Source organism: Pseudomonas sp. Irchel s3f7 (assembly GCF_900187615.1).
GTDB lineage: Bacteria > Pseudomonadota > Gammaproteobacteria > Pseudomonadales > Pseudomonadaceae > Aquipseudomonas.
Map to the genome: position 1 here is coordinate 106296 of NZ_FYDO01000015.1, position 26047 is coordinate 132342.

At 60.3% G+C, this 26047-nt stretch carries 20 protein-coding genes and 2 pseudogenes; 8 read left to right on the forward strand and 14 right to left on the reverse strand.

The genetic code is table 11. The features are described from left to right. Window positions 1-16 precede the first annotated feature (16 nt). Window positions 17-259 (reverse strand): annotated as a pseudogene (locus tag CKW19_RS15010) (DoxX family protein); the annotation flags it as partial. Window positions 260-573: 314 nt separating this feature from the next. Here CKW19_RS15010 and CKW19_RS15015 point away from each other — a divergent pair. After that, window positions 574-2076 (forward strand): aldehyde dehydrogenase family protein, encoded by a 1503-nt coding sequence (locus CKW19_RS15015; protein WP_095058540.1) that lies wholly within the window; start codon window positions 574-576, stop codon window positions 2074-2076. A gap of 116 nt (window positions 2077-2192) precedes the next feature. Here CKW19_RS15015 and CKW19_RS15020 read toward each other — a convergent pair. The 7 genes and pseudogenes from CKW19_RS15020 to CKW19_RS15050 all read right to left on the reverse strand — a co-directional run. Then, window positions 2193-2327: pseudogene (locus tag CKW19_RS15020) on the reverse strand (carbonic anhydrase); the annotation flags it as partial. 620 nt (window positions 2328-2947) lie between these two features. Continuing rightward, complete coding sequence (locus CKW19_RS15025; RefSeq protein WP_095058541.1) at window positions 2948-3277, reverse strand: hypothetical protein; 330 nt, start codon at window positions 3275-3277, stop codon at window positions 2948-2950. Between the two features lie 520 nt (window positions 3278-3797). Further along, window positions 3798-4301 (reverse strand): GNAT family N-acetyltransferase, encoded by a 504-nt coding sequence (locus CKW19_RS15030; protein ID WP_095058542.1) that lies wholly within the window; start codon window positions 4299-4301, stop codon window positions 3798-3800. 52 nt (window positions 4302-4353) lie between these two features. Next, complete coding sequence (locus CKW19_RS15035) at window positions 4354-5682, reverse strand: TolC family outer membrane protein (protein ID WP_095058543.1); 1329 nt, start codon at window positions 5680-5682, stop codon at window positions 4354-4356. 1 nt (window position 5683) lies between these two features. Further along, a complete protein-coding gene (locus CKW19_RS15040; RefSeq protein WP_095058544.1) occupies window positions 5684-7024 on the reverse strand; it encodes an HlyD family type I secretion periplasmic adaptor subunit in 1341 nt (446 codons plus the stop codon). 6 nt (window positions 7025-7030) lie between these two features. After that, on the reverse strand, window positions 7031-8767 hold the full coding sequence (locus CKW19_RS15045) for a type I secretion system permease/ATPase (RefSeq protein WP_095058545.1): 1737 nt from the start codon (window positions 8765-8767) through the stop codon (window positions 7031-7033). A gap of 315 nt (window positions 8768-9082) precedes the next feature. Then, on the reverse strand, window positions 9083-11032 hold the full coding sequence (locus tag CKW19_RS15050) for a DNA topoisomerase III (protein ID WP_095058573.1): 1950 nt from the start codon (window positions 11030-11032) through the stop codon (window positions 9083-9085). A 144-nt stretch (window positions 11033-11176) separates the two neighbouring features. Between CKW19_RS15050 and lexA the strand changes: the two genes are divergently transcribed. The 5 genes from lexA to CKW19_RS15075 all read left to right on the forward strand — a co-directional run bounded on the left by lexA (window position 11177) and on the right by CKW19_RS15075 (window position 19138). Then, the gene (lexA, locus tag CKW19_RS15055; RefSeq protein WP_095058546.1) at window positions 11177-11794 is read left to right on the forward strand and encodes a transcriptional repressor LexA; all 618 of its coding nucleotides are present in this window, start codon (window positions 11177-11179) and stop codon (window positions 11792-11794) included. Then, window positions 11794-12411: a translesion DNA synthesis-associated protein ImuA gene (gene imuA / locus CKW19_RS15060; RefSeq protein WP_095058547.1), complete on the forward strand. Its 618-nt coding sequence runs from the start codon at window positions 11794-11796 to the stop codon at window positions 12409-12411. Before lexA ends, imuA begins: the two co-directional genes overlap by 1 nt. 7 nt (window positions 12412-12418) lie before the next feature. Beyond that, window positions 12419-13834, forward strand: coding sequence for a DNA polymerase Y family protein (locus CKW19_RS15065; RefSeq protein WP_095058548.1), 1416 nt, complete (start codon window positions 12419-12421; stop codon window positions 13832-13834). Beyond that, a complete protein-coding gene (locus tag CKW19_RS15070) occupies window positions 13810-16908 on the forward strand; it encodes an error-prone DNA polymerase (RefSeq protein WP_218232095.1) in 3099 nt (1032 codons plus the stop codon). The genes CKW19_RS15065 and CKW19_RS15070 overlap by 25 nt, the downstream gene beginning before the upstream one ends. A 118-nt stretch (window positions 16909-17026) precedes the next feature. Then, a complete protein-coding gene (locus CKW19_RS15075) occupies window positions 17027-19138 on the forward strand; it encodes a PAS domain-containing sensor histidine kinase (protein WP_095058550.1) in 2112 nt (703 codons plus the stop codon). An 82-nt stretch (window positions 19139-19220) separates the two neighbouring features. Here the strand turns inward: CKW19_RS15075 and CKW19_RS15080 are convergent, their stop codons facing one another. Then, window positions 19221-19742, reverse strand: a complete 522-nt coding sequence (locus CKW19_RS15080; protein WP_095058551.1) for a DUF4142 domain-containing protein — start codon at window positions 19740-19742, stop codon at window positions 19221-19223. Window positions 19743-19959: 217 nt separating this feature from the next. Here CKW19_RS15080 and CKW19_RS15085 point away from each other — a divergent pair, with 217 nt between their 5' ends. After that, window positions 19960-20193, forward strand: a complete 234-nt coding sequence (locus CKW19_RS15085) for a DUF465 domain-containing protein (protein ID WP_095058552.1) — start codon at window positions 19960-19962, stop codon at window positions 20191-20193. Window positions 20194-20355: 162 nt separating this feature from the next. On the opposite strand, the gene CKW19_RS15090 is transcribed toward CKW19_RS15085, so the two are convergent. The 5 genes from CKW19_RS15090 to CKW19_RS15110 form a co-directional block, all read right to left on the reverse strand. Then, on the reverse strand, window positions 20356-21429 hold the full coding sequence (locus CKW19_RS15090; RefSeq protein ID WP_367316919.1) for an SMP-30/gluconolactonase/LRE family protein: 1074 nt from the start codon (window positions 21427-21429) through the stop codon (window positions 20356-20358). Continuing rightward, window positions 21426-22568, reverse strand: a complete 1143-nt coding sequence (locus CKW19_RS15095) for an SRPBCC family protein (RefSeq protein WP_095058575.1) — start codon at window positions 22566-22568, stop codon at window positions 21426-21428. The genes CKW19_RS15090 and CKW19_RS15095 overlap by 4 nt, the downstream gene beginning before the upstream one ends. A gap of 107 nt (window positions 22569-22675) precedes the next feature. After that, complete coding sequence (locus CKW19_RS15100; protein WP_095058553.1) at window positions 22676-23539, reverse strand: LysR family transcriptional regulator; 864 nt, start codon at window positions 23537-23539, stop codon at window positions 22676-22678. 140 nt (window positions 23540-23679) lie between these two features. Then, complete coding sequence (locus CKW19_RS15105) at window positions 23680-23994, reverse strand: SCP2 sterol-binding domain-containing protein (protein ID WP_008015934.1); 315 nt, start codon at window positions 23992-23994, stop codon at window positions 23680-23682. 64 nt (window positions 23995-24058) lie between these two features. Then, window positions 24059-24769: a histidine phosphatase family protein gene (locus tag CKW19_RS15110; protein ID WP_095058554.1), complete on the reverse strand. Its 711-nt coding sequence runs from the start codon at window positions 24767-24769 to the stop codon at window positions 24059-24061. Between the two features lie 199 nt (window positions 24770-24968). On the opposite strand from CKW19_RS15110, the gene sohB reads away from it, so the two are divergent. Beyond that, window positions 24969-25991, forward strand: coding sequence for a protease SohB (gene sohB, locus CKW19_RS15115; RefSeq protein WP_095058555.1), 1023 nt, complete (start codon window positions 24969-24971; stop codon window positions 25989-25991). The last annotated feature ends 56 nt before the right edge of the window (window positions 25992-26047 follow it).

Genomic DNA, 26047 nt, shown 5'->3' on the forward strand with positions numbered 1-26047 from the left:
CGAAGGCGACCAAGGGGGTGCAGATCAGTTCGGCCCACATCGACAGCTCCCAGTTCAGTGTTGCCGAGACGTGGTTGAACGGAAACGGGAAGCGCTCCTGAATGTCGGCGAACCAGTTCTGGCCGTTGAGCTTCTCCAGGCCCGACTCGAAGAATTCCCAGGCGAGGAACACCCGCAAGGCCAGCGGCGCAATCCAGTCGCCGGCACGGTCCAGGTTCAGGTGCAGGCCTTTGACGGCCGAGGAGATTGAGGTGTTCATGGGCGATGGTCCCCTTGAGTGAGTTGAACGTTTGGATCGGCGTGGCCAATCGACAGACGAATTCAATCAACGGGGTGTATCTGCGATGTGTCGTCGGTGCGGGGTTGTACACACTGTGATACTTCAAACACCGCTTATCCCTTGTAGGAGCAAGCTCGCTCGCGATGACAATGGACCAGATACTTCAATGTGGCTGACCTACCGCTATCGCGAGCAAGCTTGCTCCACACAAAAGCGCAACCACAAAGGGCCGTGACGCTCTCGCGCAATTGCTATACATTTTCCGGCCGCCCTCAGCATGGTGATACCGCTTCATGTCTCTTGCGCTCGAACGTCTAGTCGCTGGCACGCCGATCCCTTTCGCCGGTAACCGTGTCACGGTTGTCAGCCCCGAACTGGCAGAACGCTTCCAGCCCGGTGATCACCTGCTGGTGGAGCAGGTCAGCGGTGAACTGTTGCTGATTCCGGTGGTGGACCAGCGAGCAGCAGCGGTCGCGATCGAACGTGCTGAAGCGGCATTCACGGCAATGTCCGCCGTTTCTGATCAGGCGATCAGCGCATTTTTCGATTTGTTTGCCCAGCGCCTGGAAACCCCTGAGTGCTGGGCCTTGATCGAGGCCGCGAACCTGGCCGACATCGAGCGGGCCAAGGCGCGCGGTCGTTCGACCACACGCCTCTTGGCCGATGAGCGCATGCGTCGCGACATGATTGCCGGGCTGCGCGCCTGGCGCGATGCTTCGGCCATGCGCGGCAAAGTGGTCAGTTGCGTCGAGCACGACGGCTGGAAGGTCGAGCAAGTGGTTTCGCCGCTGGGCATCGTCGCGTTTGTCTTCGAAGGTCGACCGAACGTTTTCGCCGACGCCGCCGGCGTATTGCGCACCGGCAACACTGCCGTTTTGCGCATTGGCAGCGATGCGTTGGGCACTGCTCAGGCAATCGTCAGTCACGCACTGAATCCAGCGTTGGCCGACGCCGGTTTGCCCAATGGCGCGGTGTCGTTGGTGGAAAGCGTCAATCATGCCGCCGGTTGGGCGATGTTCGCCGACCGGCGCCTGTCGCTGGCCGTGGCCCGTGGTTCGGGCCGCGCAGTCAGTCAGTTGGGCAGCATCGCGCAGCAGGCAGGCACCGCTGTCAGCCTGCACGGCACCGGTGGCGCCTGGCTGGTCGCCCATGCAGATGCGGATGCCCAGCGCTTCGCCAGCGTGGTACGCAACTCCCTGGACCGCAAAGTCTGCAACACCCTGAACGTGTGCCTGATTCACCGTGATCGTGCTGCAGAGCTGGTCCCGCTGTTTCTCGATGCCCTGCAACAGGCAGGCAAGGCGCGGGGGCAGGGCTGCAAGTTGCACATCGTCGAGGGCAGCGAGGCGTACTTGCCGAGCGACTGGCAAGCGGCAACGGTGCAGGTGTATCGCGCCGAAGGCTACCAGACCGAAGCATTGGCCGAACCGCTGCCCGAAGATCAACTGGGGCGCGAGTGGGAATGGGAAGAAACCCCGGAAGTCAGCCTGAAAATCGTCGATGACCTGGACAGCGCCATCGCCTTGTTCAACCGCTACAGCCCGCAATTCACGGTGTCGCTCATCAGCGAAAGTGCCGAGGCTCAGGACCGTTTCTACAACGCGGTCAACGCGCCTTTTGTCGGCAACGGCATCACCCGCTGGGTTGACGGTCAGTACGCGCTGAACAAACCGGAACTGGGTCTTTCGAACTGGGAAAGCGGACGACTGTTTGCCCGCAGCGCGATTCTCTCGGGCGATGGCGTGTTCACCATCCGTAGCCGCATGACCCAGGTCGACCTGGGCGTCAAACGCTGAAGCCTTCCTTCCAGCGACCGCCATCACGGCGGTCGCTGCGGTCTTGATCAAGCAGCCTCAAACGCTCTGCCATACACGGCGCAAGTCGTCGGGTGCTCGGCCAGGGCCACGAAGCCACCCCCGGGATGCGGACTGTATGACGGCACGATGTTGCCGGCGTTGCGGATCACGAACAGCTCACCGGGTTCTTGCTGGGTCAGCAGCTCCGGCACGACGCGGCTGTCGGAACAGGTGATGAACCGGGTGCCGGGGTGCTGCGTGGGGAGCTGGCTTGCCAGCGATGAGGTCCACGAGATTGATGCAAAATTCAAAGCCGCCTTCGCCAGCAAGCCGGCTCCTACAGGGAATGTGGCGATCACAAAATCTTGCTCTTCGTAGGAGCTGGCTTGCCAGCGATGAGGTCCACGAGATTGACGCAAAATTCAAGGCCGCCTTCGCCAGCAAGCCGGCTCCTGCAGGGAATGTGGCGATCACAAAATCTTGCCCTTCGTAGGAGCTGGCTTGCCAGCGAAGAGGCCCGCGAGATTGACGCAAAATTCAAAGCAGCCTTCGCCAGCAAGCCGGCTCCTACAGGGAATGTGGCGATCACAAAATCTTGCTCTTCGTAGGAGCTGGCTTGCCAGCGAAGAGGCCCGCGAGATTGTTGCAAAATTAAAGGCCGCCTTCGCCAGCAAGCCGGCTCCTACAGGGAATGTGGCGATCACAAAATCTTGCTCTTCGTAGGAGCTGGCTTGCCAGCGAAGAGGCCCGCGAGATTGACGCAAAATTCAAGGCCGCCTTCGCCAGCAAGCCGGTTCCTACAAGGACACGCAAGCATTAAAAAGGGCCTGCTCTTTATGGGAGCAGGCCCTTTTTGTGAATCAACTAATAATTAATACAGCCGATCAATCACCCGAACTTCGTTCTGGTTCTGCATCGAATCCCATGCCTGTTTCAGCGTTTGCAGAACGCTGCCGATGAAGTCCTTGTCGGCCGCGGCTTTCTTGCCGACATAGCCTTGGCCGCGACGGTACATCTTCAGGCGGGCCAGCAGGTTCTGGTTGTTCTGGTCGAACTCGGCTTCATGGGCATGTGGCGACAGGCAGTCGATATGCACCTGGCCAGACTTGCTGATCCAGAGAATATGGTTGTCGTGGCTGTCTTTTTTAGCCGCAAACATACGAGCCAGTTCTTCGATAGTAGGTTGATTGTTCAGATTCATAATAAAGCCCCTTGACCAATTGGTGATCTTTCAAAGTTGATTCGCTAATACAGGTAGCCCATCGGTTAGTTGATCCCTGGCACCGAAACCAGGACGTCGGCGTTCGACCGCCTTATCGGGCGGGGTCCTGCGTCTGTTGCATGTAGTCGTGTTGAATAACTGCTACGCAATAGCGTCACAACGAAGAGAAGCGGCGATACCTGGAAGTCACTGCCGACTTTTCAAGGGTCGGCCACAAGCTTCATGAGGATGGCTCGCCAAGTCTTCTCGCCCTTGTACTGGACGTTCAGGCCAGGTCAGCTTCTTCAATCTGCCTTGTGGGCAGCGTGTATCCGGGGAAAACAGCTCGGCGGTCAGACGAGCTTGCTCAAACGTGTTGCCTGTTCTCCCGATCGGGGAGACGTCTGCATCATGCAAGGGCAAATCGAAGGCGTCAACGGTTTTGTAGTGAATATTTTCAGGCACTACATATTGTCGGACAAAGCTGTTCGGAATTAGAAAAGGAGGCGCGGGAGTGCTGTCAGGGCGATGGCAGCGGTGACTCAAATCGATAGAACGTGCAGGAATGGCCGTCAACCGTGAGCGAGTGTCGGGTGAATCCCGCGGCGCAGAGCGTGGGCATCACAGCGACCCAGAACAGCCGTGCTGGCTGATTTGCCTCGATGTGGAAAATCTGCCATTGACCGGGGAGGCGGCTCAAGAGGGTAGACACGACAAATCGCGCGACGCCCTGGCCACGAAAGCGTCGACTGACAAACAGATACCCGATGTTGTAGCGGGCGCCTTGCAAGTGGGTGTCTTCGTCCACGGTCACGAAACCGGCCAATTCTCCATTGACCTTGATCAGAAACGGCCGGGTCGCGGGTTTTCGCCAGTAGTCGGGCATGGGCAGGATACTGAAAAAGCCGGATTCGCCCAGTTTCAGCGGCAGCCATTCGCTGAAATCGTAGGTGTAGAACTGCATCAGGTTTTCGATGGTTTCAAGTTCATCGCGTTGAGCGACGTGCAATTCGATCGAAAGCATCGGCTGGGTTTCCGTATGGCAGGCGTGTAGTGGCGTGCGCTACAGGATAATGTCAATTGGTGACCAACAGCTCCGGGCCAAGGTAGTCGTTGATCTGATTGATATCATCGTCGCCCAGGCTGCCCACCGAAGAGGCCAGGCGCAAGCGCGACATCAGATAGCGTAACTTGGCTTCGAACAGATCGTGGCGCGCAACGAAGAGCAGTTCTTCGGCATTGAGCACGTCCGAGTTGGTGCTGGTGCCGCCTTCCAGGAAGCCCTTGCGTGACGATGCCAGTGAGCGCTCGTTGGACGCTACGGCCTTCTCTAGAGCGCGAATGCGTTTGGCGCCGCTCAGGATGCCTTGATACTCACGGGTGGTTCCCGTGATGACCTCCTGACGTGCGGCGTCAAGTTCATCCAGGGCTTTACTGCTATTGGCACTGGCCTGGCGTGTCAGCGCGCTGACGCCGCCACCGCTGTACAACGGGAAATTGACTTCCAGTCCGACTGAGCTGTAGTGGTTGCGTTGATTCAACTCGGAGAGTGATTGGCTCTCACCCGCGGTGTAGCCGGCGATGAAATCCAGGGTTGGCCAGTGACCCGCTTTGGCACGATTCACCTCTTCTTCGGCGAGGTTGCTGCTATGCCGGCGCGCAAGGATCGTCGGGCTATCGGTCTGGGCTTTGACCAACCAGTCCTGCAGGTTGCTCGGTAGCAGCGGTGGTGTCTCGAAGCTCGGGCGCAAGGTGGTCAGCGATTCGGGGGGTTCACCGATGTATTCCTCGAGCTGGCGGCGTGCATTGATCAGGTTGTCTTGCGCCTCGATCAGTTCGGCTTCGGCGAGGTCCCGGCGAGCGGCCGACTCGTCGATGTCGGTGATAGTGCCTGCCCCCAGTTCCATGCGCCGTTTCGCCGAGGCGAGTTGCTCGTCGAAGGCGGTCAGCTTGGACTTGGCCAGCGTGATGGTTTCGCTGGCCAGGAGCACATCGAAATAGCTTTCGGCCAGACGCACCGCGGCATCCTGGCTCTTGGCATCGAATACCGCGTTGCTGTAGTCGGCACGCTGCTGACCCTGACGGTATTCGGCCATTTTCTGTTTGTTGAACAGCGGCTGGCGCAGGCGCACGTTAGCGCCCTTGGAATCGTAGTCGAGATCTCGTTCGAATCCGCTCTGGCGTTGTGTGCCATTGACCTTGTGGTCGTAGGCTGTGGCATTGATCTGCGGTAGCAAACCAGCCTTGCCGATGGCGCGGTTCTCCTTGCCGGCTGCATTTTCATGTACGGCGGCCTGGTAGATGGGGCCCTGGAACTGCAACAGATCCCAGGCTTGTTTGAGGTCCATGGCGCTGACCGGAAGGCTCAGTCCAAGCAGGCAGATAAGCACGCAATGACGGTCCATTTCATTGTTCCTTGAAGGAGCTGTTGACGCGATCAAGCATTGGTTTAAGTAGATAGCTCATCATGCTGCGCTCGCCGGTCTTGATGGTGACGCTGGCGGGCATGCCGGGGCGGATGTGATTGGTGCCAAGCAGGCTCATGCCATCAGGGGTGACTTCCACCTGAGCCAGATAGAACGGTTGTTTGCTTTCCTCGTCGACCAGGCGGTCGGCGGAGACGGTCATCACGCGGCCGGGAATATTGGGTGTCTTGGTATGGTTGAAGGCCGGGAAGGTAATGTCCACGGGCAGGCCGGGGACCATCTTGTCGATGGCCTGCACGGGAATCATTGCGTCGACCTGCAGGGGTTCATTAGTCGGGACGATCTCCATGATCTTGAAACCGGGCTGAATGATCCCGCCGACGGTGGCGACGCTCAGGGCCTGGACCATGCCATCGATCGGCGAGCGAATCACCGTGTGGGTCACTTCATAGTCCAGCGCGCGCAAGCGGTCGGCCAGGGTGGTGTTTTCCTTGGCGGTGTCGGTCAGCTGCGATTCGACTTCCTTCAGATAATCGTGCTGGCGCTGCAGGATGCGCAGCTTGATTTCGGTGGTCTGGCTACGCACGCGAGCGATGTTGTTGAGGTTCTCGGCCTGACCGGCGGAGAGTTCGGCATTGTTGCGTTCCAGCTCGAGCAAACGGTTACGCGGCACATAGCCTTCGGCCGCCAGCACGCGGGTGCCTTGCAATTCCTGGTTGAGGAAGTTGATCTGCGAGGCGCGAGCACCATAGACCTGCTGCAAGCCCTTGAGCTGCACCGCCGACGCCGCGAGGTTTTCCTGCAGGATGCTGATTTCGCCAGCGAGGCCGGCGCGCCGGGTGTCCAGCAGGCGTTGTTGCAAGTCCATGGCAGCCACCAGGCGAGGGTCGGCGTCGAAGCGCTTGAGCAGCATGGGGTCGTAACTCACGACGTCGCGGTTGTCCCGTTCGGCTTCCAGGCGATTTTCCACGGTCTTGCTGACGATGTACTGGGCACTCACCGCACCCTGTTCTGCCAGGGCGCGTAATGAGTCGAGGCGAACCACCTCTTGGCCTTTTTTCACCATCTCGCCTTCGCGAACGAGAATGGCCTCCACGGTACCGCCGCTCAGGTGTTGCACGGTTTTGCGATTGCTGGTGACTTTGACCGTGCCTGTCGCCACCACGCCTGCATCCAGCGGCGCCAGCCAGGACCACAGAAGAAAGCCGCCGAAGCCGGCAATCACCAGCCACAGGCCCCACCGCGCGGGTTTAGCGACGTCCAGATCGATCAAGCTCTTGGGGTCGCTTTGAATGATCTCGGTGCTTTGACTCATTTGCATGATTGGTCACTCCCGTGCTTTGACGGAGGCCAGCGGAGTCGGTGCGCCTGTGGGTATCACACTGGCCTTGCGCAGCGCAGTGAATACTTCGTCGCGGGTGCCGAGCATCTGCACGGCGCCGTCGCGCAGCATCAGCATCTTGTCGACGGCACAGAGCACGTTGGGTCGGTGGGAAATCAGAATGAGGGTGGCGCCGCGATTCTTGAGTTCGGCCAGCGCATCGATCAAGGCTTTTTCGCCGACGTCGTCGAGGTTGGCGTTCGGCTCATCCAGCACGATCAGATTGGGTTCGCCATACAGCGCGCGGGCCAAGGCGATACGTTGCTTCTGGCCGCCGGAAAGCGGGCTGCCATCGGTGCTCAGGCGGGTGTCATAACCTTGCGGGAAACGCAGGATCATCTCGTGTACGCCAGCGCTCCTGGCGGCGCGAATGACGGCTTCGCTGTCCACTTCGCCAAAGCGCGCAATGTTGTCGGCGATGCTGCCTTCGAACAGTTCCACGTCTTGTGGCAGGTAGCCGATCCAGGGACCCAGTTCGCTCTTGTTCCAGGTGTACATGTCCGCACCGTCCAGGCGCACTTTGCCAGCCTGTGACGGCCAGACGCCAACCAGCAGGCGGGCGAGGGTGGATTTGCCGGAGGCGGATGGACCGATAATGCCAAGGCTTTCGCCGGGGACAAGGCTGAAGCTCACTCCGCGCAATATCGTATTGTTGGTCCCGGGCGCGCAGGCATACACATTTTCTACCGCCAGCATGCCCAGTGGTCGCTGCAGCGACATGCTCGGTACTCTGCGTGGATAGTCATGCAGCATTTCGTTGAGCCTGGCCCAGGCCGTACGGCAGCCGATCAGTTGCTTCCACGAGGCGATGACTTGTTCCACCGGACTCAGTGCGCGGCCGGTGAGGATCGAGCAGGCAATCATCATCCCGGGCGTGATCTTGCCGTCGATCGCCAGCAGTGCGCCGGCGCCGAGGATCAGCGACTGCAACGTGATTCGTACGAAGCGCCCGGTGCCGCTGATCACGGCGGCACGGTCGGAGGCCAGGGTCTGCATTTCCAGAACGCGCAAATGGCTTTGGTACCAGCGCTTGCTGATGGATGGCAGCATGCCCATGGCCTCGATAACCTCGGCATTGCGCAGGTTGTTGTTGGCGTATTGGGCGGAGGAGAGGGAGGCCTGATTGGCCTCGGCCAGGGGCTTCTGCGTCGCCTTCTCGGTGAGAAAAGCCAAGGCCACCAGAATCAGTGAGCCGATCAGCGTGAGCAGTCCGAGGATCGGGTGGATCAGATAGGCGACCAGCAGGTAGATCGGCGTCCACGGCGCATCGAAGAAAGCGAACAGGCCATTGCCGGTGAGGAACTGGCGAACCTGCGCGAGATCTTGCAGGGCCTGGGCCGGGTTGCCTCCGGCGCGGCTCAGGTTTCGCTCGAACGCAGCGGTGAAGATTCGCCGGTTGAGGTCCATGTCGAGGCAGTTGCCGACCCGGATCAGCAGGCGGGTTCGGATCATTTCCAGTGTGGACATCAACAGGAACAGGCCCACCACCAGAACGGTCAGCATCGTCAATGTTGTGACATTTCCACTGACCAAGGCTCGGTCATAGACCTGAAGCATGTACACGGCTGGCGTCAACATCATGATGTTGATGACGCCGCTGAAGCCCGCCAGTGAGTAAAAGCTACGGCGCAGACGAAAGAGTGCGTCAGCCAGTTCGGAGCGGGTGCTCGACGGCTTATGCATTTTGGGCCTCCCTCTTCGAAAACCCGGTTGCCCTTTAGGCGCAACGGCTAAATATCGGTCTAATCCGGCGCGTAGCTTTTGATACGCAGGCGGGTCGCTCTATGGCGAGTCATCCAAAACCTCTGCTTGCTCCCTTATCCCGCAGCGTAGGTGGCAGCGTTCTAATCTGAAATATTTTTTCGCTCTATAGCCACTTCTGTCATCGCATATATATCTTTCTAAAACAGCGAGTTAATTGCACTGATAATCGTTCTTGTCATACGGGTGGCGTAATTTTGGCAATTTTTTGCCATTGTCCTTCAGTTCAAAAGAACGCTACGAAGGCTTGGCCGGCTTTGCCGCGCGCTTGCTGCTGCTCGCTGGTTTGCGTTTGGCGGTCTTGCGTTGTTTTTTCCACGGGGTGGCCCCGCGCCCGGCGGGGCTTGCCGGGCCGCTGATGGTCAGGCTCAAGCCGGCACAGCGGCTGACTTGCTTGCTCATCCAGGCGGCTTGTTTGGTGACGAATTCCTCAAGGCTCATTTCTCCGCTTTGCACCATGTCCAGAGCCTGTTCCCAGATGGCTGTGGTCCCCGGATCGGCAATGGCGCGCGGCACGGCATCGATCAGGCTGAACGCTGCGGGCGTTGCGGCCAGGGCTTTGCCGTTTTTCACCAGATAACCACGGTCGAGCAGACCCTGGATGATCGAAGCACGGGTCGCTTCGGTGCCGATGCCGGTGGTGTCCTTGAGCTTTTGCTTGAGCAGTGGATCCTCCACCAGTTTGGCGACGTTCTTCATCGCCTTGATCAGATCGCCTTCGGTGAATGGCTTGGGTGGCTGAGTCCAGAGGTCCTTGAACTGCACGCCAGCCACCGCGCAATCAATGCCTTCGGCCAGGTTCGGCAGTGTTTGCGGTGTTGGCGCTTCGCGACCCTTGGCCGGTGCCAGTGCTTCAGGCAGGGCGCGTTTCCAGCCTGGTTCGATGATCTGTTTTCCCACGGCGCGCAAAGCCTCGCCAGCACAATCGAAATCGGCCTGGGTGCGGTCGTATTCGTGATTGGGCAGGAACTGTGCGAGATAGCGTGCGCGGATCAGCGTATAGACCGCACGGTGCTTGCCGGTCAGACGTTCAAGATTTTTCGCCGCGACGGTGGGGATGATGCCGTGGTGAGCGGTGACCTTGGCATCGTTCCAGGCCCGCGAGCGGCGGTGCGGCTCAAGGTGATCGTGCAAGGCGTTCAGGGCCGGATCGGCCTGACGCAGCGCTGCCAGAATCGCCGGTGCCTCGCTGTGCTGGCTGAGCGGCAGGAAGCCGCAATCGCTGCGTGGATAGGTGATGACTTTGTGGGTTTCGTAAAGCGCCTGAGCGATGTCGAGGGTTTCCTGGGCGCCGAGGCCGAGTTTTTTCGAACAGACTTCCTGAAGCGTTCCCAGGTCGAACGGCAGCGGTGCCACTTCGCGCATCCGCTCGGTGCGCAGCTTGATGACCCGGGCCGTGGAGGCGCTGCCTATGGCTGCCGCCGCTTGTTGTGCCAGGACCTGATTCAGGCAGCGGTCCTGATCGTCGCAAATCTCGGATGCCGCCCGCCATTGCGCGGTAAACGCGGTGCCGTTGTGCAGCAGCTGCACGTCGATGGCCCAATAGGCGACAGGTACGAAATCGGCGATGCTGCGGTCGCGGTCCACCACCAAACGCAAGGTCGGCGTCTGTACCCGGCCCACCGGCAACACCCCCTGATAACCGGATTGGCGCCCGAGCAGCGTGAAAAGCCGACTCATGTTCATGCCGATCAGCCAGTCAGCCCGGGATCGTCCCAGGGCCGAGTGATAGAGACTGAACGTGTCGGCCCCCGGTTTGAGCGTGGCAAGGGCCTTGCGGATCGAGGCATCGTCCAGTGCCGACAACCAGAGGCGGCGGATCGGTCCGCGGTAACGGCAATGCTCGACCAGTTCGCGGGCGATCATCTCGCCTTCGCGGTCGGCGTCGGTGGCAATGATCAGTTCGGAGGCTTCGCCGAGCAGGCGCTTGACCGCCTTGTACTGGCTGGCCGTGCGTGGCTTGACGGTCATCTTCCATTTTTCGGGAATGATCGGCAGGTCCGCCAGCACCCAGCGCTTGTAGCGTGCATCGTAGGCATCCGGCGGCGCGGTTTCCAGCAGGTGGCCGATGCACCAGGTCACCGTGACGCCCGTTCCCAGCCAGCAGCCATCACCCCGGCGCCTGGCGCCGAGTACCGCTGCAATGTCTTTGGCCTGGGAAGGTTTTTCACAGAGGTACAGCTGCATAACCACCATCGTCGATCAAGGTACGAGAGGTGCACAGAATGGCGGCTGACGCGCATCGGGGCAATCTTTATCTGTATGCATGTACAGCTTTTTGTGTCGCAGCTGACTGGAGGTCCTTGCCAGGGAAAAACCAAAAGAGTACAAATGTACTCCATGACGACTTTAACTCCCCGCCGTACCGCCATCCTGACTTTTATCCGCGAGCGCATCGCCGAACAGGGTCAATCTCCGAGCCTCGCTGAAATCAGCGAGGCGTTCGGCTTTGCCTCCCGAAGCGTGGCGCGCAAGCATGTGCTGGCGTTGACCGAGGCCGGTTTTATCGAGGTCAATCCTAATCAGGCCCGGGGCATTCGTTTACTCGGGCAACCACCGCGCCCGGAGTTGCTGGACATCCCGGTCCTCGGTCGGGTCGCGGCCGGCGCGCCGATCGGCGCCGATGCCGAGGTGCACAGCCGCTTGTTGCTCGATCCGTCGATTTTTTCGCGGGTGCCGGACTACATGCTCCGGGTCCGGGGCGATTCAATGATCGAGGACGGTATTCTCGACGGCGATCTGGTGGGCGTGCACCGCAATCCCGAGGCGCTCAACGGCCAGATCGTCGTCGCGCGGCTCGACGGTGAGGTCACCATCAAGCGTTTCGAGCGGGTGGGTGACGTTGTGCGCCTGCTGCCGCGTAACCCGGCCTACCAGCCGATCATCGTCGAAGCCGATCAGGACCTGGCCATCGAAGGGGTGTTCTGCGGTCTGGTGAGGCAAGGCTGATGGGCGCCGTCGTTGCGTTGGATACGCTGTTCAATGGCGGCCAGGTCTGGAAGGGCCGGCCTGCGCCACCGACCGTCAGCCCGCAACCCACCGGGCATGCCACGCTGGATGCGACGTTGCCCACCGGTGGCTGGCCGGAAGCGGCGCTGACCGAAATCCTCCTGACCGGGCAGGGTGTCGGCGAGTTGCAACTGGTGTGGCCAGCGCTGGCGCGGTTGGCGGCAGCGGGGGAGCGCATCGTGCTGGTCGCGCCGCCCTTCGTACCGTACCCCCAGGCGTGGCAGAACGCCGGGATCGACCTGCGCCAGTTGTCGATCATCCAGGCCAGCGAGCGCGATGCGCTGTGGGCGGCGGAACAATGCCTGCGCTCGGGCAGTTGCGGCGCCGTGCTGTGCTGGCCGCACAAGGCCGATGATCGCGCATTGCGTCGCTTGCAGGTGGCGGCGGAAACCGGCCAGACCCTGGCGTTTGCCTATCGTCCGCTCAGTGAGGCCATCAACCCGTCACCGGCGGCCCTGCGCATCGCCATCGATGCGCAACCGGCGCAATTGCGGGTGCTCAAGTGCCGGGGCGGTCTGGCCCGCTCGGCGCCGATTGCCTTCGCCGTGGGGCATTGAGGTTGCCATGCGCTGGGTTTGCATTCTCTTCCCGCAATTGGCGCTGGACGCGGTACTGCGTCAGCGTGCCGATCCTGATGAACCTCTGGTTTTGCTGACCGGCCCGGCCCAGCGTCGGGTGTTGCAGGCGGTCAATGGCCCGGCGAGGGCGTTGGGCTTGCGTCCCGGTCAGTCCATGAGCGCCGCCCAGGCTTTGAGCAAAGGTTTTGCCACGGCCGAATACGACGCCGCCGACATCGAACACTGGCAACAGTTTCTCGCCGCCTGGGCCTATGGTTTCAGCTCCCAGGTCAGCGTGCATTACCCGCGCACCGTGGTGTTTGAAATCGAGTCCAGCCTCGGGCTGTTCGGTGCCTGGCCGCAACTCGAGGCGCGCTTGCGTCGCGAACTCGGCGAACTGGGTTTTCGTCATCGCATTGTCGCCGCGCCCAACCCGGTGGCGGCGCGGGTGCTGGCCAACGCTTATGACGGTCTTGTGGTGCCTGACGATCAAGCCTTGCAGCATCATCTGGGACAATTGCCGATCGACCGGATCGGGCTGGAGGCATCGGTTGCCACGGCATTGTTACGCATGGGCTTGCGCACCTTGAGTCAAGTGCAGGCGTTACCCCGGCATAGCCTCGCCCGGCGTTTCGAGGCTCAGGTGCTCAAGTATCTGGACGCGCTGCTGGGGTTGCGTCGGCTCGCACTGGCGTTCTACCTGCCGCCGGACCGTTTCGATGTGCGCATCGAGCTCAATTTCGATGTGCAGTCCCATCAGGCCTTGCTGTTTCCATTACGCCGGCTGACCGGCGATCTGGCGGCGTTTCTTTGTGGTCGCGACAGCGGCGTACAGCGTTTTGACCTGCACCTGGAGCACGCGGGGTTGCCGGACACGCTGATCAAGGTCGGTCTGCTCAGCGCCGAGCGTGATCCGGCAATGCTCTTTGAACTGGCTCGGGGGCGACTGGAGCAAGTTCAGGTCGAGGCGCCGGTGCGCGGCTTCCGTCTGCGCGCCGAAGACCTGCCGGCGTTCGTACCCCAGCATCAGGAGCTGTTCGATGATCGTGCGCAGCAATCCTTGCCCTGGGAGCAACTGCGCGAACGCTTGCGCGCACGGCTGGGGGATGACGCGGTGCATGGCCTGCGCTTTCAGGCCGATCATCGACCCGAGTGCGCCTGGCAGGCCAAGGCCGACCATCACTCCTGCACGGGGCTTGCCGTCGTGAAGCGACCGGGTTGGCTGCTGACTGAACCGTTGGCCGTGCACCAAGGCTCGGCACGCATCCTCATGGGGCCGGAACGTATCGAGTCCGGTTGGTGGGACGGCGGCGATGTCCGCCGGGATTATTACCTGATCGAAACCCGCGCCGGCCAACAGGGCTGGGCCTACCGGGCGGTGGGTGAGGACGGCCCGTTGTGGTTGCAGGGCTGGTTCGCATGAATGTCGAATATGCCGAGCTGCACTGCCTGTCGAATTTCAGCTTCCAGCGCGGCGCGTCCAGTGCCCTCGAACTGTTTCAGCGAGCAAAAAAACAGGGCTACCAGGCGCTGGCGATCACTGATGAGTGCACCTTGTCGGGCATCGTTCGCGCCTGGCAGGCAGCGAAATCCGTGGAGCTGCCGCTGATCATCGGCAGTGAAGTGCGCATCGAAAACGGCCCGAAATTGGTGCTGCTGGTGGAGAATCTGGAGGGTTATCAGGCGTTGTGCCGATTGATCACCCGCGCTCGGCGTCGTACGCAGAAAGGCCAGTATCAAGTACTGCGCGAAGATTTCAGCGAACCGTTGCCGGGGCTATTGGCGTTGTGGGTACCGGACGCGGTCGACGCTTTTGAGCAAGGGCACTGGCTGAAACAGGTCTTCACCGAACGCCTGTGGCTGGCGGTGCAATTGCATCGTGGCCAGGACGATGCACGACGCCTGAGCGAACTGTCAGCCCTGGCCCGGGAGTTGGGAGTTCCAGCGGTGGCCAGCGGCGATGTACACATGCACGCGCGCGGCCGGCGGGCCTTGCAGGACACCATGACCGCGATCCGTCATCATCTGCCCGTAGCCGATGCCGGGTTGCGGCTGCACCCCAACGGCGAGCGGCACCTGCGCGGTCTCGATGTCCTGCAGGCGCTTTACCCGCCAGCCTTGCTGGAACAAACGCTGGTTATCGCCCGGCGCTGCACCTTCGACCTCGGTCAATTGCGTTATCAATATCCCCGAGAACTGGTGCCTGAAGGGCATAGCGCCACGTCCTGGCTGAGCGAGTTGACCGAGCGCGGTATCCGCGAGCGATGGCCGCAAGGCGCCAGCGACAAGGTGCGCGGGCTGATCGACAAGGAGCTCGGGCTGATCGCCGAGCTGGGTTACGAAAGTTATTTCCTTACGGTTCAGGACATCGTCGCCTTCGCCCGACGCGAGAAAATCCTGTGTCAGGGTCGAGGTTCGGCGGCCAACTCGGCGGTGTGTTTCGCCTTGGGCATCACCGAGATCGACCCCGACCGGATGAACATGCTGTTTGAGCGTTTTCTCTCCAAGGAGCGCAACGAGCCGCCGGATATCGATGTGGACTTCGAGCACGAACGCCGCGAGGAAGTCCTGCAGTACGTGTTCAAGCGCTATGGCCGGGGTCGTGCAGCGTTGACCGCTGTGGTCAGCACTTACCATGCGGCCGGCGCGGTGCGTGATGTGGCCAAGGCGTTGGGTTTGCCACCGGACCAGATCAATGCCCTGGCCGATTGTTGTGGCCACTGGAGTGATGAAACACCCCCCGTCGAACGCTTGCGTGAAGGCGGTTTCGATCCAGAAAGCCCGGTATTGCGCCGGGTGTTGAGCCTGACGCAGCAGTTGATCGGTTTCCCTCGACACCTGTCCCAGCACCCCGGTGGTTTTGTCATTTCCGAGCAGCCTTTGGACCATCTTGTACCGGTGGAAAACGCGGCCATGGCCGAGCGCACTATCATTCAGTGGGACAAGGACGACCTTGATGCCGTCGGCCTGCTCAAAGTCGATATCCTGGCCTTGGGCATGCTCAGCGCGATTCGTCGTTGTTTCGATTTGCTGCGTCGTCATCGCAACCGCGATTTGAGCCTGGCAACCGTGCCTTCTGAAGACTCGCAAACCTACGACATGATTGGTCGGGCCGACACCATCGGTGTGTTCCAGATCGAATCCCGGGCACAGATGTCGATGCTGCCCAGGCTCAAGCCCCGCAAGTTCTATGACCTGGTGATCGAAGTCGCCATTGTCCGTCCGGGGCCGATTCAGGGTGGCATGGTGCACCCGTACCTGCGTCGTCGAAACAAGGAAGAACTCGAAAGCTACCCCTCCGAAGAGTTGCGGGAAGTGTTGAAACGCACCCTCGGTGTGCCGCTGTTTCAGGAACAGGTGATGCAGATCGCAATCGTCGCCGCCGACTACAGCCCTGGCGAGGCCGATCAGTTGCGTCGTTCCATGGCAGCCTGGAAGCGCCACGGCGGGCTCGAGCCGCACCAGGAGCGGTTGGCTGCGGGCATGAAGAAAAAGGGCTATACCGCCGAATTCGCCGCGCAGATTTTCGAGCAGATCAAGGGCTTTGGCAGCTACGGTTTTCCCGAGTCCCACGCTGCCAGTTTCGCCTTGTTGACGTACGCCAGTTGCTGGTTGAAATGCCACGAACCGGCCGCCTTCGCCTGCGCGCTGATTAACAGTTGGCCGATGGGTTTCTACAGTCCGGACCAGATTCTGCAGGATGCGCGCCGCCATCATTTGCAGATTCGTCCGGTGGACGTGCGCGCCAGCGATTGGGATTGCAGCCTGGAGCCGGTCACCGGGGCGCAACCGGCGATTCGCATGGGCTTGCGCATGATCAAGGGCTTTCGTGAGGACGACGCCCGGCGCATTGAAACGGCCCGTCTGAACGGTGCATTTGTCGACATCGCCGACCTCGGGGAACGGGCGCGACTCGATGCCCGTGCCCAAGAGCAACTGGCCGATGCCGGTGCGTTGCGCGGGTTGGCCGGGGATCGGCACCGGGCGCGCTGGGAAGTGGCAGGCGTGCAAAAGCAGCTCGGCTTGTTCGCCGGGCTACCGAGCCAGGAGGAAGGTGCGGTGTCGCTGCCCAAACCCACGGTCGGCGAAGACCTGCTCGCCGATTACAACAGCCTGGGCACCACCCTCGGGCCGCATCCGCTGGCGCTGTTGCGCAGTGAATTGAAAGCCCGGCGCTGTCGCAGCTCAAAAGAGCTGCTTGACGTCGAGCACGGACGACTGGTCAGCGTTGCCGGCCTGGTGACAGGCAGGCAACGTCCAAGCACCGCCAGCGGTGTGACCTTCGTTACGCTGGAGGACGAGTTCGGCAACGTCAACGTGGTGGTCTGGCGCGACCTGGCCGAGCGGCAACGTCAGGTACTGGTCGGTTCGCAGTTGCTCAAGGTCGATGGGCGCTGGGAGAGAGAGGGCGAAGTCCGGCACCTGATTGCCGGGCGCTTGAGTGACTTGAGCCCGCTACTGGAGGGTATCAATGTGCGTAGCCGCGATTTCCACTAACACCGCAATCCCAGTGGGCTGAAGGAGCCTCGCGAGAATCAGCTATACCTCTATGAAACGAATGGCGTGCGACGTGCTCGAAACAAACGGGCGTAGATGACCTGGATTGAGCCAACCGATGCAATTTCTAGAGGATAGCCACGGATGTTCCGGCTGGAGCGGCGAGATGGCCGGGCGCATTCGTGCGTTCGACTGGAGCTGCACCGAACTGGGCGCACTCGACACGTGGCCCAGAAGCCTGAACAGCGCGGTGCAGTTGATGCTCGCGTCCCCCCTGCCAATGGTGATGCTTTGGGGGCCGGCCGGGTACATGATCTACAACGATGCCTACTCGCAGTTTGCCGGAGGGCGGCATCCCTATCTGCTGGGGTCGCCCGTTGAACTGGGCTGGCCGGAAGTCGCCGAGTTCAACCGGCACGTGGTCGATACCTGCCTGGCGGGTGGGACCTTGTCCTACCGCAACAAAGAATTGGTACTGCTGCGTGACGGGGTCCCGGAAGAAGTCTGGATGGACCTCTATTACAGTCCGGTCGCTGATGATACCGGGCACCCGGCCGGCGTCATGGCCATGGTGGTGGAGACCACGGAACGGGTGATTTCCGAAAGCCGTCGACAGGCAGCTGAAGACGCTTATCGTGCCGACAACGAGCGGGTACGCCTGGCGCTGAATGCCGGTGCCTTGCTGGGCTCATTCGTCTGGGACATCAAGGCCAATGTGCTGTCCGGTGATGAGCGTTTCGCCCGCACGTTTTCCTATCCGCCGGGGCAAGATCTGGGGGATCTGCCGCATGAAGTCGCCGAGGCGCGCATTCATGTCGATGACTTCGACTGGGTTCAGGAACAAGTCAGGCATTCGGTTGGAACCGGGGAGCCGTTCAACGCCGAATACCGCATCCTGCGTCCCGATGGCAGTTACCTCTGGGTACTTGCCAGTGGCTGTTGCGAGTTCAACGAGCAGGGCGAAGCGTTTCGTTTTCCGGGGGTATTGATCGACATTCACGAGCGCAAGACCGCCGAAGAGTCCTTGCTCAAGTTCACCCGCAATCTGGAGCAGCGGGTGGCCGATGAGGTCGAGGCACGGATGACGGCGGAAGAGCAGTTACGCCAGTCCCAGAAACTCGAAGCCATCGGCGGCCTCACCGGTGGCGTGGCCCATGACTTCAACAACCTGCTGCAAGTGATCGCCGGCAACCTGCACTTGCTGGCGCGTCACGAGCGCGACAATGCCAACGTGCAACGCCGGGTCGCAGCGTCGATTGCCGCCGTGGAACGTGGCGCAAAGCTGTCCTCGCAACTGCTTGCGTTCGCTCGTCGTCAACCGCTGTCGCCAGCGGTTTTTACCCTGCGGCAGATCTTCGACGGTCTGGCGGAACTGTTGCAGCGTGCACTGGGTGAAACGCTCCAGGTGCACATGAGCGCCCCCGAGGATGCCTGGAATGTCTTTGTCGATCGCAATCAACTGGAGAACGCCATCCTCAATCTGGCGATCAATGCCCGGGATGCCATGCAGGGCGAAGGCACCATCGAACTGAGCGCCGAGAACATCCGCCTCAACCGCGAGTTTTGCGTCGGAAAGGGCATTGGTGCGGGTGATTTTGTGCGGGTGTCCGTGGCCGATACCGGCATCGGCATGCCGCCGCAGGTATTGGCTCAGGCCTTCGAGCCGTTCTTCACCACCAAGGCTGACGGGCAGGGCACGGGGCTGGGGCTGAGCATGGTGTTCGGATTCGTCAAGCAAAGTGGCGGTCATATCGAGATCACCAGCGAAGTCGGGCAGGGGACACAGGTGCAGTTGTATTTCCCTCGCACTCAACGTGTGGCACTGACTGAAACGCCGAAACCTGACGTGCATCAGCGCGGCGGACATGAACGCATTCTGGTGGTCGAGGACAATGACGCGGTGCGCGCTTCGGTGGTTGAGCTACTGCGTGACGAGGGTTATCAGATCCTGACGGCCACCAACGCCGATGTGGCCATGCAAATGTTGCTGGAGGGGGCAGCGGTGGACCTGATTTTCACCGACGTGGTCATGCCCGGCCTGATCAAAAGTTCGGACCTGGCCGCTTGGGCGAGCGTGCAGGTTCCGCCGGTAGCCATACTGTTCACGTCAGGGCATACCCGCGACATCATCTCGCGCAATCACCAGCTCAGCCCCGAGACCCATCTGCTGAATAAACCGTATGGCCCTGAAGCGCTGACCCAAATGGTGCGCACCGTCCTCAACGGCTGACAAAAATTCCGGCGCGAGCAAGCTCGCTCCTACATGGGATTGTGTTGTGCGCCGGTGCAGCACACCCCAGCCATTGGGATAGCTATTTGCTGGGGTGCGCAGCCTGGAGCTTCTTGGCCATCCCCAGATGTTTTTCCAGCGATGGCAGCATTTTCTGTGCAAAACCCTTGAGCTCGGTGGCGCCTTTGGTCTTGTCATCCGTCACGGTATTGGCTTCTTTCTTGAACAGTTCGATGGTGTCTTCGTGGGCTTTGACCTGGTTGTTGGCGTAGGCCTCATCGAAGGATTCATCGCGCATATCGAGAATTTTTTCCTTGGCCTGTTTCACCAGCGTGGTGGTGTCCGGCACCTCGATATCATTCTTTTTCGCGATGGCTGCGAGCTCATCGTTGGCCTTGGAATGATCGGTGATCATCATGTTAGCAAATGTTTTCACGTCGGCAGAGGCGCTTTTTTCCAGCGCCAGGCGGCTGGTTTCGATTTCCGCGATGCTGCCGGCAGCCGCTTTGTCGACAAAATCATTGGAAGTGCCAGCGTAAGCGGTGCCCATGCTGATGCTCAGGGCTACAGCCAAGGCGAGGTGGCGCAGGTTCAATCCGTCCATTGGTCTTCTCCACACAGATTGTCATGGGCGATCAGGTGATCGTTAACGTGTGGAGGCCTGGCGAGCGGCAAAGGTTTTATCGCAATTGCGACAGGACGACGAACGGGCACCGCTGGTCTGACAGGTGGTCGACAGAACCGTCCAACCAAGGCCATTCTGATAGTTGGTGAACGCAATCGATCGCGTTTCACTGCCGATCATCAAACGGAGGTGTTCCATGCCGGTGTCCCATGACCTTTATCAGGATCTGAAATGCTCAAAGGAAGAAATCCAGCAGAAACGCTCCAAGGATCCGTTACTGGATTCGTTAATCAACAAGTATTCCCAGGCGGATGCCGAAGTGGTGAAGGCAGAGGATGCCAAATCCAGCGATGACGCGGTGACAAAGCTCAAGGCGAAGCGCTTGGAGGTCAAGGACAAGATCGTCAGGCAACTCCAGTTGTCATCCTGATCAACCGAAGCGTCACCGAGAATCGGTGACCTGAGCCGGAAGAAAATCCAGATTGAACCCGCCCTTGTAGGCGCGAGATTGCTCGCGATGACTCCAGCCTGTTCAACATCGATGTTGACTGACAGGCCCTCATCGCGAGCAAGCTCGCTCCGACACTTACTGTCAGAACGCCTTGCTCAACGGCAACCGCACCATGTTCCGCGACTTCAGCGAGCCGAAATACAACCAGTCCCCATACTCGCGCACGGTGGTGATCGGCGAATAGTTGTCTGCGCCGCTATCCTGCAGATTGGCGATGACGTTGCCCTCAACGTCCAGGCCCAGGGCGAATCCATGTTTCGCTAGCGGTTTGGGCAGGACGGTCAGGGCCCGAGCGAGCATCTGGCGCACGAATGGATAGGGCGCGGTGGAGTCAAGTACCGCATTGCGCGGTTCATACAGCGCTACCCAGAAACGGTCGTGACCGTTGAACGACAGGTTGTCCGGCAAACCGGGCAAGTTGTCGATGAACAGGTCGTGAGTGCCTGCTTTCGGCCCGCTGAGCCAGTAGCGGCTGATCCGGTAGGCGCCGGTTTCATTGACCAGCACAAACGCATCGTCCGGTCCCATGGCCACGCCATTGGCGAATTCCAGCTTGTCGAGCAACACCGTTGTCTTGCCCGTCTGAAAGTCATAACGCAGCAAACGACCGTCACCGCCATGTTCAAGCACCGCCTCACCATGGTTGCCGTACCCGAAGCGGCTGGAAGCGTCGCTGAAATAGGCGTAATGACCGGGTTTGTCGATGGTCACGTCGTCGGTAAAACCAAACGGCACGCCACCAGCCTCGGTGGTCAGCGCGACCAGCCGACCCTGGGCATCGAGCGATAACAGACCTTTGACCGCATCGGCGATCACCAGCAAACCATTGGGGTGGCGAGCCAGTCCCAATGGCCGACCACCGGTGTCGGCCAGGACTTTAGTGGTCTTGCCATCCAGGCTCGTGCGGATCAGACGGCCATCATGCAGTCCGGTAATCAGTGTGTCGTTCTCCAGCAGCAGGGCTTCCGGCCCATCGATGTCTGTTGCGCCTACGCGTTCCACATCTTTGAGGCGTTGATTGTTGGCGTAGGGGCCATCGGTAAGAGAGGGCGCCGGTTGCGGTGTCCAGGCCACCGGTTTGACCTTGGTCGGCATGAGCAGCAAGAAGGCGCCGATGGCGATAGCCACCAGCAATACGACATGACGTACCTTCACGCGCTGACTCCCGCCGACAGGTGTTGGTGAGCCTTCTCACGCAACGCCAGCATCGAGACCGCCGACTCGTGATTGATTCGACGCTTGAGCAATAACCGGTTGGCCATCCGCATTAACAGGCTGCTGAATTGGTATTCCAGTGTGCGGGTAAACCGTGTGCCGTCACCTTCGGCTCCGCATTCGTAAGTCACCACCAACGATAAGCCATTGTCCCCGCGAGCCCGCGCACTCCAACGCCGTCCGGGCAAATACTCCTGCACCTCCCAGTTCAAGTGGCCATCGCGTCCACCGGCACGAATGTCTTCCTCAAAACGCGCACCGGCATGCAAGGGGCCTTTTGGGCCGTCGATCCGCAGCGACGACGGATGCCATTGCGGCCACAGGGACACGGTGCTGGCATAGGCAAGTACTTCGATGGGACGTCCGGCAATGACGGTCTGGTGCTGCATGCGGGTCATGGGCGTTCTCGTCGGGTTGAGCGGGTCAGGTTCCGGCTCCCAGTAGAGGGTGCCGAACAGGTAGTCCATCAGCGGAAAAACGATGTTGAAATTGCGTTCCTGCATCATTTCACGGCGGTGATGCAGTTCATGCAGGCGACGCATCTGGCGAATCCACGGCAGCCGGGTGATCGGATTGTGCGGCGGCAGATGCTCGCAGGCATGAAACACCTCATAGGCCAGGTAACCGAGGACCAGGCAGCCGCCGACGATTCCGGCGACGTTGTCATTCCATTGCTTGAGCAGCCACCACAGCGGCAGGGTAATGAAAAGGGTGTGCAGCACGATCAGCCACGCCGGGAACAGAATCACCCGCCAGTCGCGAACGTCGTCGTAGGTCATGTGGCCAGGCGCGAAAAAGCTGTGATGGTCACCGGCATGCCGGGCATAAAACATTCGGGCGAAGCTTTTTTTATGATGCCCAAGGTGACGATGGGCCAGGTAGACGCCGAGATTGAACACCAGCAGTGCCACGGGCACCGCTAACCACTCTGCGGGCCGGACCTCATGCACATTGCTCCAGAAAGCGCTGATGGCCACCGTTCCGAACAGCAGGACAAACGCGCCGTGCAGCCAAGGGTTATAGAGCGGATGAACGGCGGAGCGGTAACGGCTGCGGAATGCTTCGGTGGTCTGCCTCACTGCAATCACCTGTCGTTTTTTGTCATCTCCAGCAGATTAGCCGATTCCGGCGTTTTGACAGGTCGAACCTTGAGGACACAACAGCCATGATCCGGTGAGAAACGCAGTCAGGTCAGTGGATCCCAGCGTTGTGACCAGTCTTCGTTGGAGTCGATGACTTCGCGCAACAGATCGAAAGCCCGTTGCAGGGTCGGCGAGTCGCGGTCGCGGGAGTAAACCAGGTAGGTCGGGTAATTGAATTCCGGGGCCTTGGGCACCCGCTCCATGACTCCGCTTTCCAGATAGCTCTGTACGACGCGGGTTCGGAAGTAGCCGCTGCCGCCGTTTTCAAGCAGGTACTGCAGGCCCAGTGGCCCCAGGTTAAAGCTCAATGCAGCCTTGGCTTTTTCCGGCAGGGCGGCGTCGTGCTGACGCCGGAAGTCCGGGCCCCAGTCGATATACACATAGGGATCGGGCCGATCGGCCAAGCGCACTAGAATGAGTTTTTCTTCGAGAACCTGCTCGACCTGCAGGCGCGGCCAGTATTCGGGTTGATACACCAGCGCGGCATCCAGCACCCCCAGTTCCAGTTGGTGCAGCAGGTTTTCGCCGTTACGGATTTCCATGCGCAAGGCATGACTGGGGATTTTTTCTCGAATTTCGCGGGCCCAACCGAGCATCAGCGGATTGCACAAACTGACTTCGCCGCCGATGTGCAGCACATCGTGATAACCCTCGGGCAGCGGCAAGTCCCGTCGCGCGGCTTCCCAGGTTTCCACCAGTTGGTTGGCGTAGACCACGAAGGCTTCACCGTTCGGCGTCAAGCGTGCGCCGGCGCGATTGCGCACGAACAGGGTACTGCCCAGATGGCCTTCAAGCTTTTGCACGCGGGCGGTGATTGCGGTCTGAGTGACATGCAGTTTTTCTGCTGCCGCCGCCAGGCTGCCGTGGCGGACGATTTCCAGAAAGGTGCGGGCGAGGTCGATGTCCATGGGCTGGCCGGTGTTGAAAGAGCGGACATTGTAAGAGCACCACCGAACCTGTGGCGAGCAGGTAAAAACGACGAATCCCGCCACGAGGGGCGGGATTCGCTTGAAGCCAGACGCGCTCCCGACAGTCGGGAGCGGCGTACTTAGCTTGGGAACAGCTCGGACAGTTTCATGGCCAGCATCATGTCGCCTTCAGCGCGCAGCTTGCCGCCCATGAACGCTTGCATGCCGTCGGTCGAACCGTCGACGATGCCTTCCAGGGTTTCGCCGTCCATCACCAGGGTCACCTGGGCGTCCGGGTTTTCGCCTTCCTGCAGTTCGCAGGTACTGTCCTTGACGATCAGCGAGAAGTTCTTGGTGTCGTCGATGCGGAAACCGAAGACCAGGTCCAGACCGGCAGCAGCGGCTGGGTTGAACTTGGCTTTCATTGCTTGTACGGCATCAGCTACGGAGGTCATGGTTCGATCCTTTCTTGGGTAATAAGAGCTGGGTGAATACAGCCAGGGTCACAGTAGTCCGGACTCAGCGAAACGTGATGAGTTCCGGGGTCTTCAACAGCTGCAGGTGTGCATGACTGTTGAAGGAAGCCAGCGACACTTCGCGACCACGGAACTTCAGGTGGTTGAGCGAGGTGTTGACGATTTGCCAGTTCAATTCAAAGGCCTGTTTTGCAGGCATTTGCGTAATGAGGTGGAGCAGGGCAGTGATGGTGCCACCGGACGTGAACACGGCGATTTTCTGGGTGTTGTCGGCTAGCTCGAGAATTCGGTCAAGACCGCCCTGAACCCGCTCGACAAAGCCCAGCCAGCTTTCCAGCCCCGGGGCGTCGTAGTTGCCGGTCAACCAGCGCTCAATGATCAGGGCAAAAATGCGCTGGAACTCACCGCGATTCTGCGGCGCATTGCGCAGGATGTTCAGGGCTTCGGGCTCGTCCGGCAGCATCGCTGGCAACAGGGCGCGGATCACCGCGTCAGCATCGAATTCGTTGAACGCCGCATCCGTCTCCAGGATCGGCACCGGCAGGCCCACGGCAGCGAATTGTTCCAGCGCGCTGTTGGCCGTGTGCTGCTGGCGGCGCAAATCGCCCGCGAGGCAGCGATCGAAGCTGATCCCGAGTTCCGCCAGGTGCTGGCCGAGGATTTCTGCCTGGCGAATACCGGTCGGTGACAGAACGTCGTAGTCGTCTGCACCAAAGGAGGCCTGGCCATGTCGAATCAAATAGATACTGCCCACGTCCGCGTCGTCCCGGTACGTTGAAGGTTTGGCGAGGTTATGAGGATGACGGTGAGCTGTCAATGAAAAAACATACGCTTGTTTGAAATGCCCGTTACAGGCCTGTTGCCAGAGGTTTCACGGCTGGTCGACAGGCTGGTGCATGGGTATGCTGGAGGCATCCCGCGCGTTCGAGTTGCGCATCGTTTAAGGAGTCCCTGTGGAGTTTTTCACCGAGTACGGCATTTTCCTGGCCAAAACCGTGACCCTGGTGATCGCCATTCTGGTGGTCCTCGCCAGTTTTGCGGCCCTGCGCAGCAAGGGGCGACGTAAAACGGCCGGTCAGTTGCAGGTCAGCAAGCTCAATGATTTCTACAAAGGGCTGCGTGAACGCCTTGAGCAAACCTTGCTCGACAAGGATCAACTCAAGGCGTTGCGCAAGACCCAGGCTAAAACCGACAAAAAACAGAAGAAACAACCCGAGGTCAAACCACGGGTGTTCGTGCTGGATTTCAATGGCGACATCAAGGCCTCGGCCACCGAGAGCCTGCGCCATGAGATCACCGCACTGCTGACCCTCGCCACGCCCAAGGACGAAGTGGTCTTGCGCCTGGAAAGTGGCGGCGGGATGGTTCACAGCTACGGCCTGGCGTCCTCGCAACTGGCGCGCATCCGTGACGCCGGCGTGCCGCTGACCGTGTGCATCGATAAAGTCGCCGCGAGCGGCGGCTACATGATGGCGTGCATCGGGCAGAAGATTATCAGCGCACCGTTCGCGATCCTTGGTTCGATCGGCGTGGTGGCGCAGTTGCCTAACGTCAATCGCCTGCTGAAAAAGCACGACATCGACTTCGAAGTCCTCACGGCCGGCGAATACAAACGTACCCTGACGGTGTTTGGCGAAAACACCGAGAAGGGGCGGGAGAAGTTCCAGGAAGACCTGGACATCACCCATCAGTTGTTCAAGAACTTCGTGTCCCGCTATCGCCCGCAACTGGCCATCGACGATGTCGCCACGGGTGAAATCTGGCTCGGTGTCGCGGCACTCGACAAGCAGCTGGTGGATGAACTCAAGACCAGCGACGAGTACCTGGCCGAGCGCGCCAAACAATCCGAGCTTTACCACTTGCACTACGCCGAACGCAAAAGCCTGCCGGAGCGTATCGGCATGGCTGCCAGCGGTTCGGTCGATCGTGTGTTGCTGAGCTGGTGGAGCCGGTTGACCCAGCAACGCTTCTGGTAAGTCGCGTGCCGTAGCCGTTTTGCCGGATACAAAAAGCCCTGAAGCGGATGTCCGAT

What these genes read in the sequence shown, in the direction of transcription:
- CKW19_RS15015 (WP_095058540.1), top strand. Translation starts at nt 574, where the DNA reads ATGTCTCTTGCGCTCGAACGTCTAGTCGCTGGCACGCCGATCCCTTTC.
- CKW19_RS15025 (WP_095058541.1), bottom strand. Translation starts at nt 3,277, where the DNA reads ATGAATCTGAACAATCAACCTACTATCGAAGAACTGGCTCGTATGTTT.
- CKW19_RS15030 (WP_095058542.1), bottom strand. Translation starts at nt 4,301, where the DNA reads ATGCTTTCGATCGAATTGCACGTCGCTCAACGCGATGAACTTGAAACC.
- CKW19_RS15035 (WP_095058543.1), bottom strand. Translation starts at nt 5,682, where the DNA reads ATGGACCGTCATTGCGTGCTTATCTGCCTGCTTGGACTGAGCCTTCCG.
- CKW19_RS15040 (WP_095058544.1), bottom strand. Translation starts at nt 7,024, where the DNA reads ATGCAAATGAGTCAAAGCACCGAGATCATTCAAAGCGACCCCAAGAGC.
- CKW19_RS15045 (WP_095058545.1), bottom strand. Translation starts at nt 8,767, where the DNA reads ATGCATAAGCCGTCGAGCACCCGCTCCGAACTGGCTGACGCACTCTTT.
- CKW19_RS15050 (WP_095058573.1), bottom strand. Translation starts at nt 11,032, where the DNA reads ATGCAGCTGTACCTCTGTGAAAAACCTTCCCAGGCCAAAGACATTGCA.
- lexA (WP_095058546.1), top strand. Translation starts at nt 11,177, where the DNA reads ATGTACTCCATGACGACTTTAACTCCCCGCCGTACCGCCATCCTGACT.
- imuA (WP_095058547.1), top strand. Translation starts at nt 11,794, where the DNA reads ATGGGCGCCGTCGTTGCGTTGGATACGCTGTTCAATGGCGGCCAGGTC.
- CKW19_RS15065 (WP_095058548.1), top strand. Translation starts at nt 12,419, where the DNA reads ATGCGCTGGGTTTGCATTCTCTTCCCGCAATTGGCGCTGGACGCGGTA.
- CKW19_RS15075 (WP_095058550.1), top strand. Translation starts at nt 17,027, where the DNA reads ATGCAATTTCTAGAGGATAGCCACGGATGTTCCGGCTGGAGCGGCGAG.
- CKW19_RS15080 (WP_095058551.1), bottom strand. Translation starts at nt 19,742, where the DNA reads ATGGACGGATTGAACCTGCGCCACCTCGCCTTGGCTGTAGCCCTGAGC.
- CKW19_RS15085 (WP_095058552.1), top strand. Translation starts at nt 19,960, where the DNA reads ATGCCGGTGTCCCATGACCTTTATCAGGATCTGAAATGCTCAAAGGAA.
- CKW19_RS15100 (WP_095058553.1), bottom strand. Translation starts at nt 23,539, where the DNA reads ATGGACATCGACCTCGCCCGCACCTTTCTGGAAATCGTCCGCCACGGC.
- CKW19_RS15105 (WP_008015934.1), bottom strand. Translation starts at nt 23,994, where the DNA reads ATGACCTCCGTAGCTGATGCCGTACAAGCAATGAAAGCCAAGTTCAAC.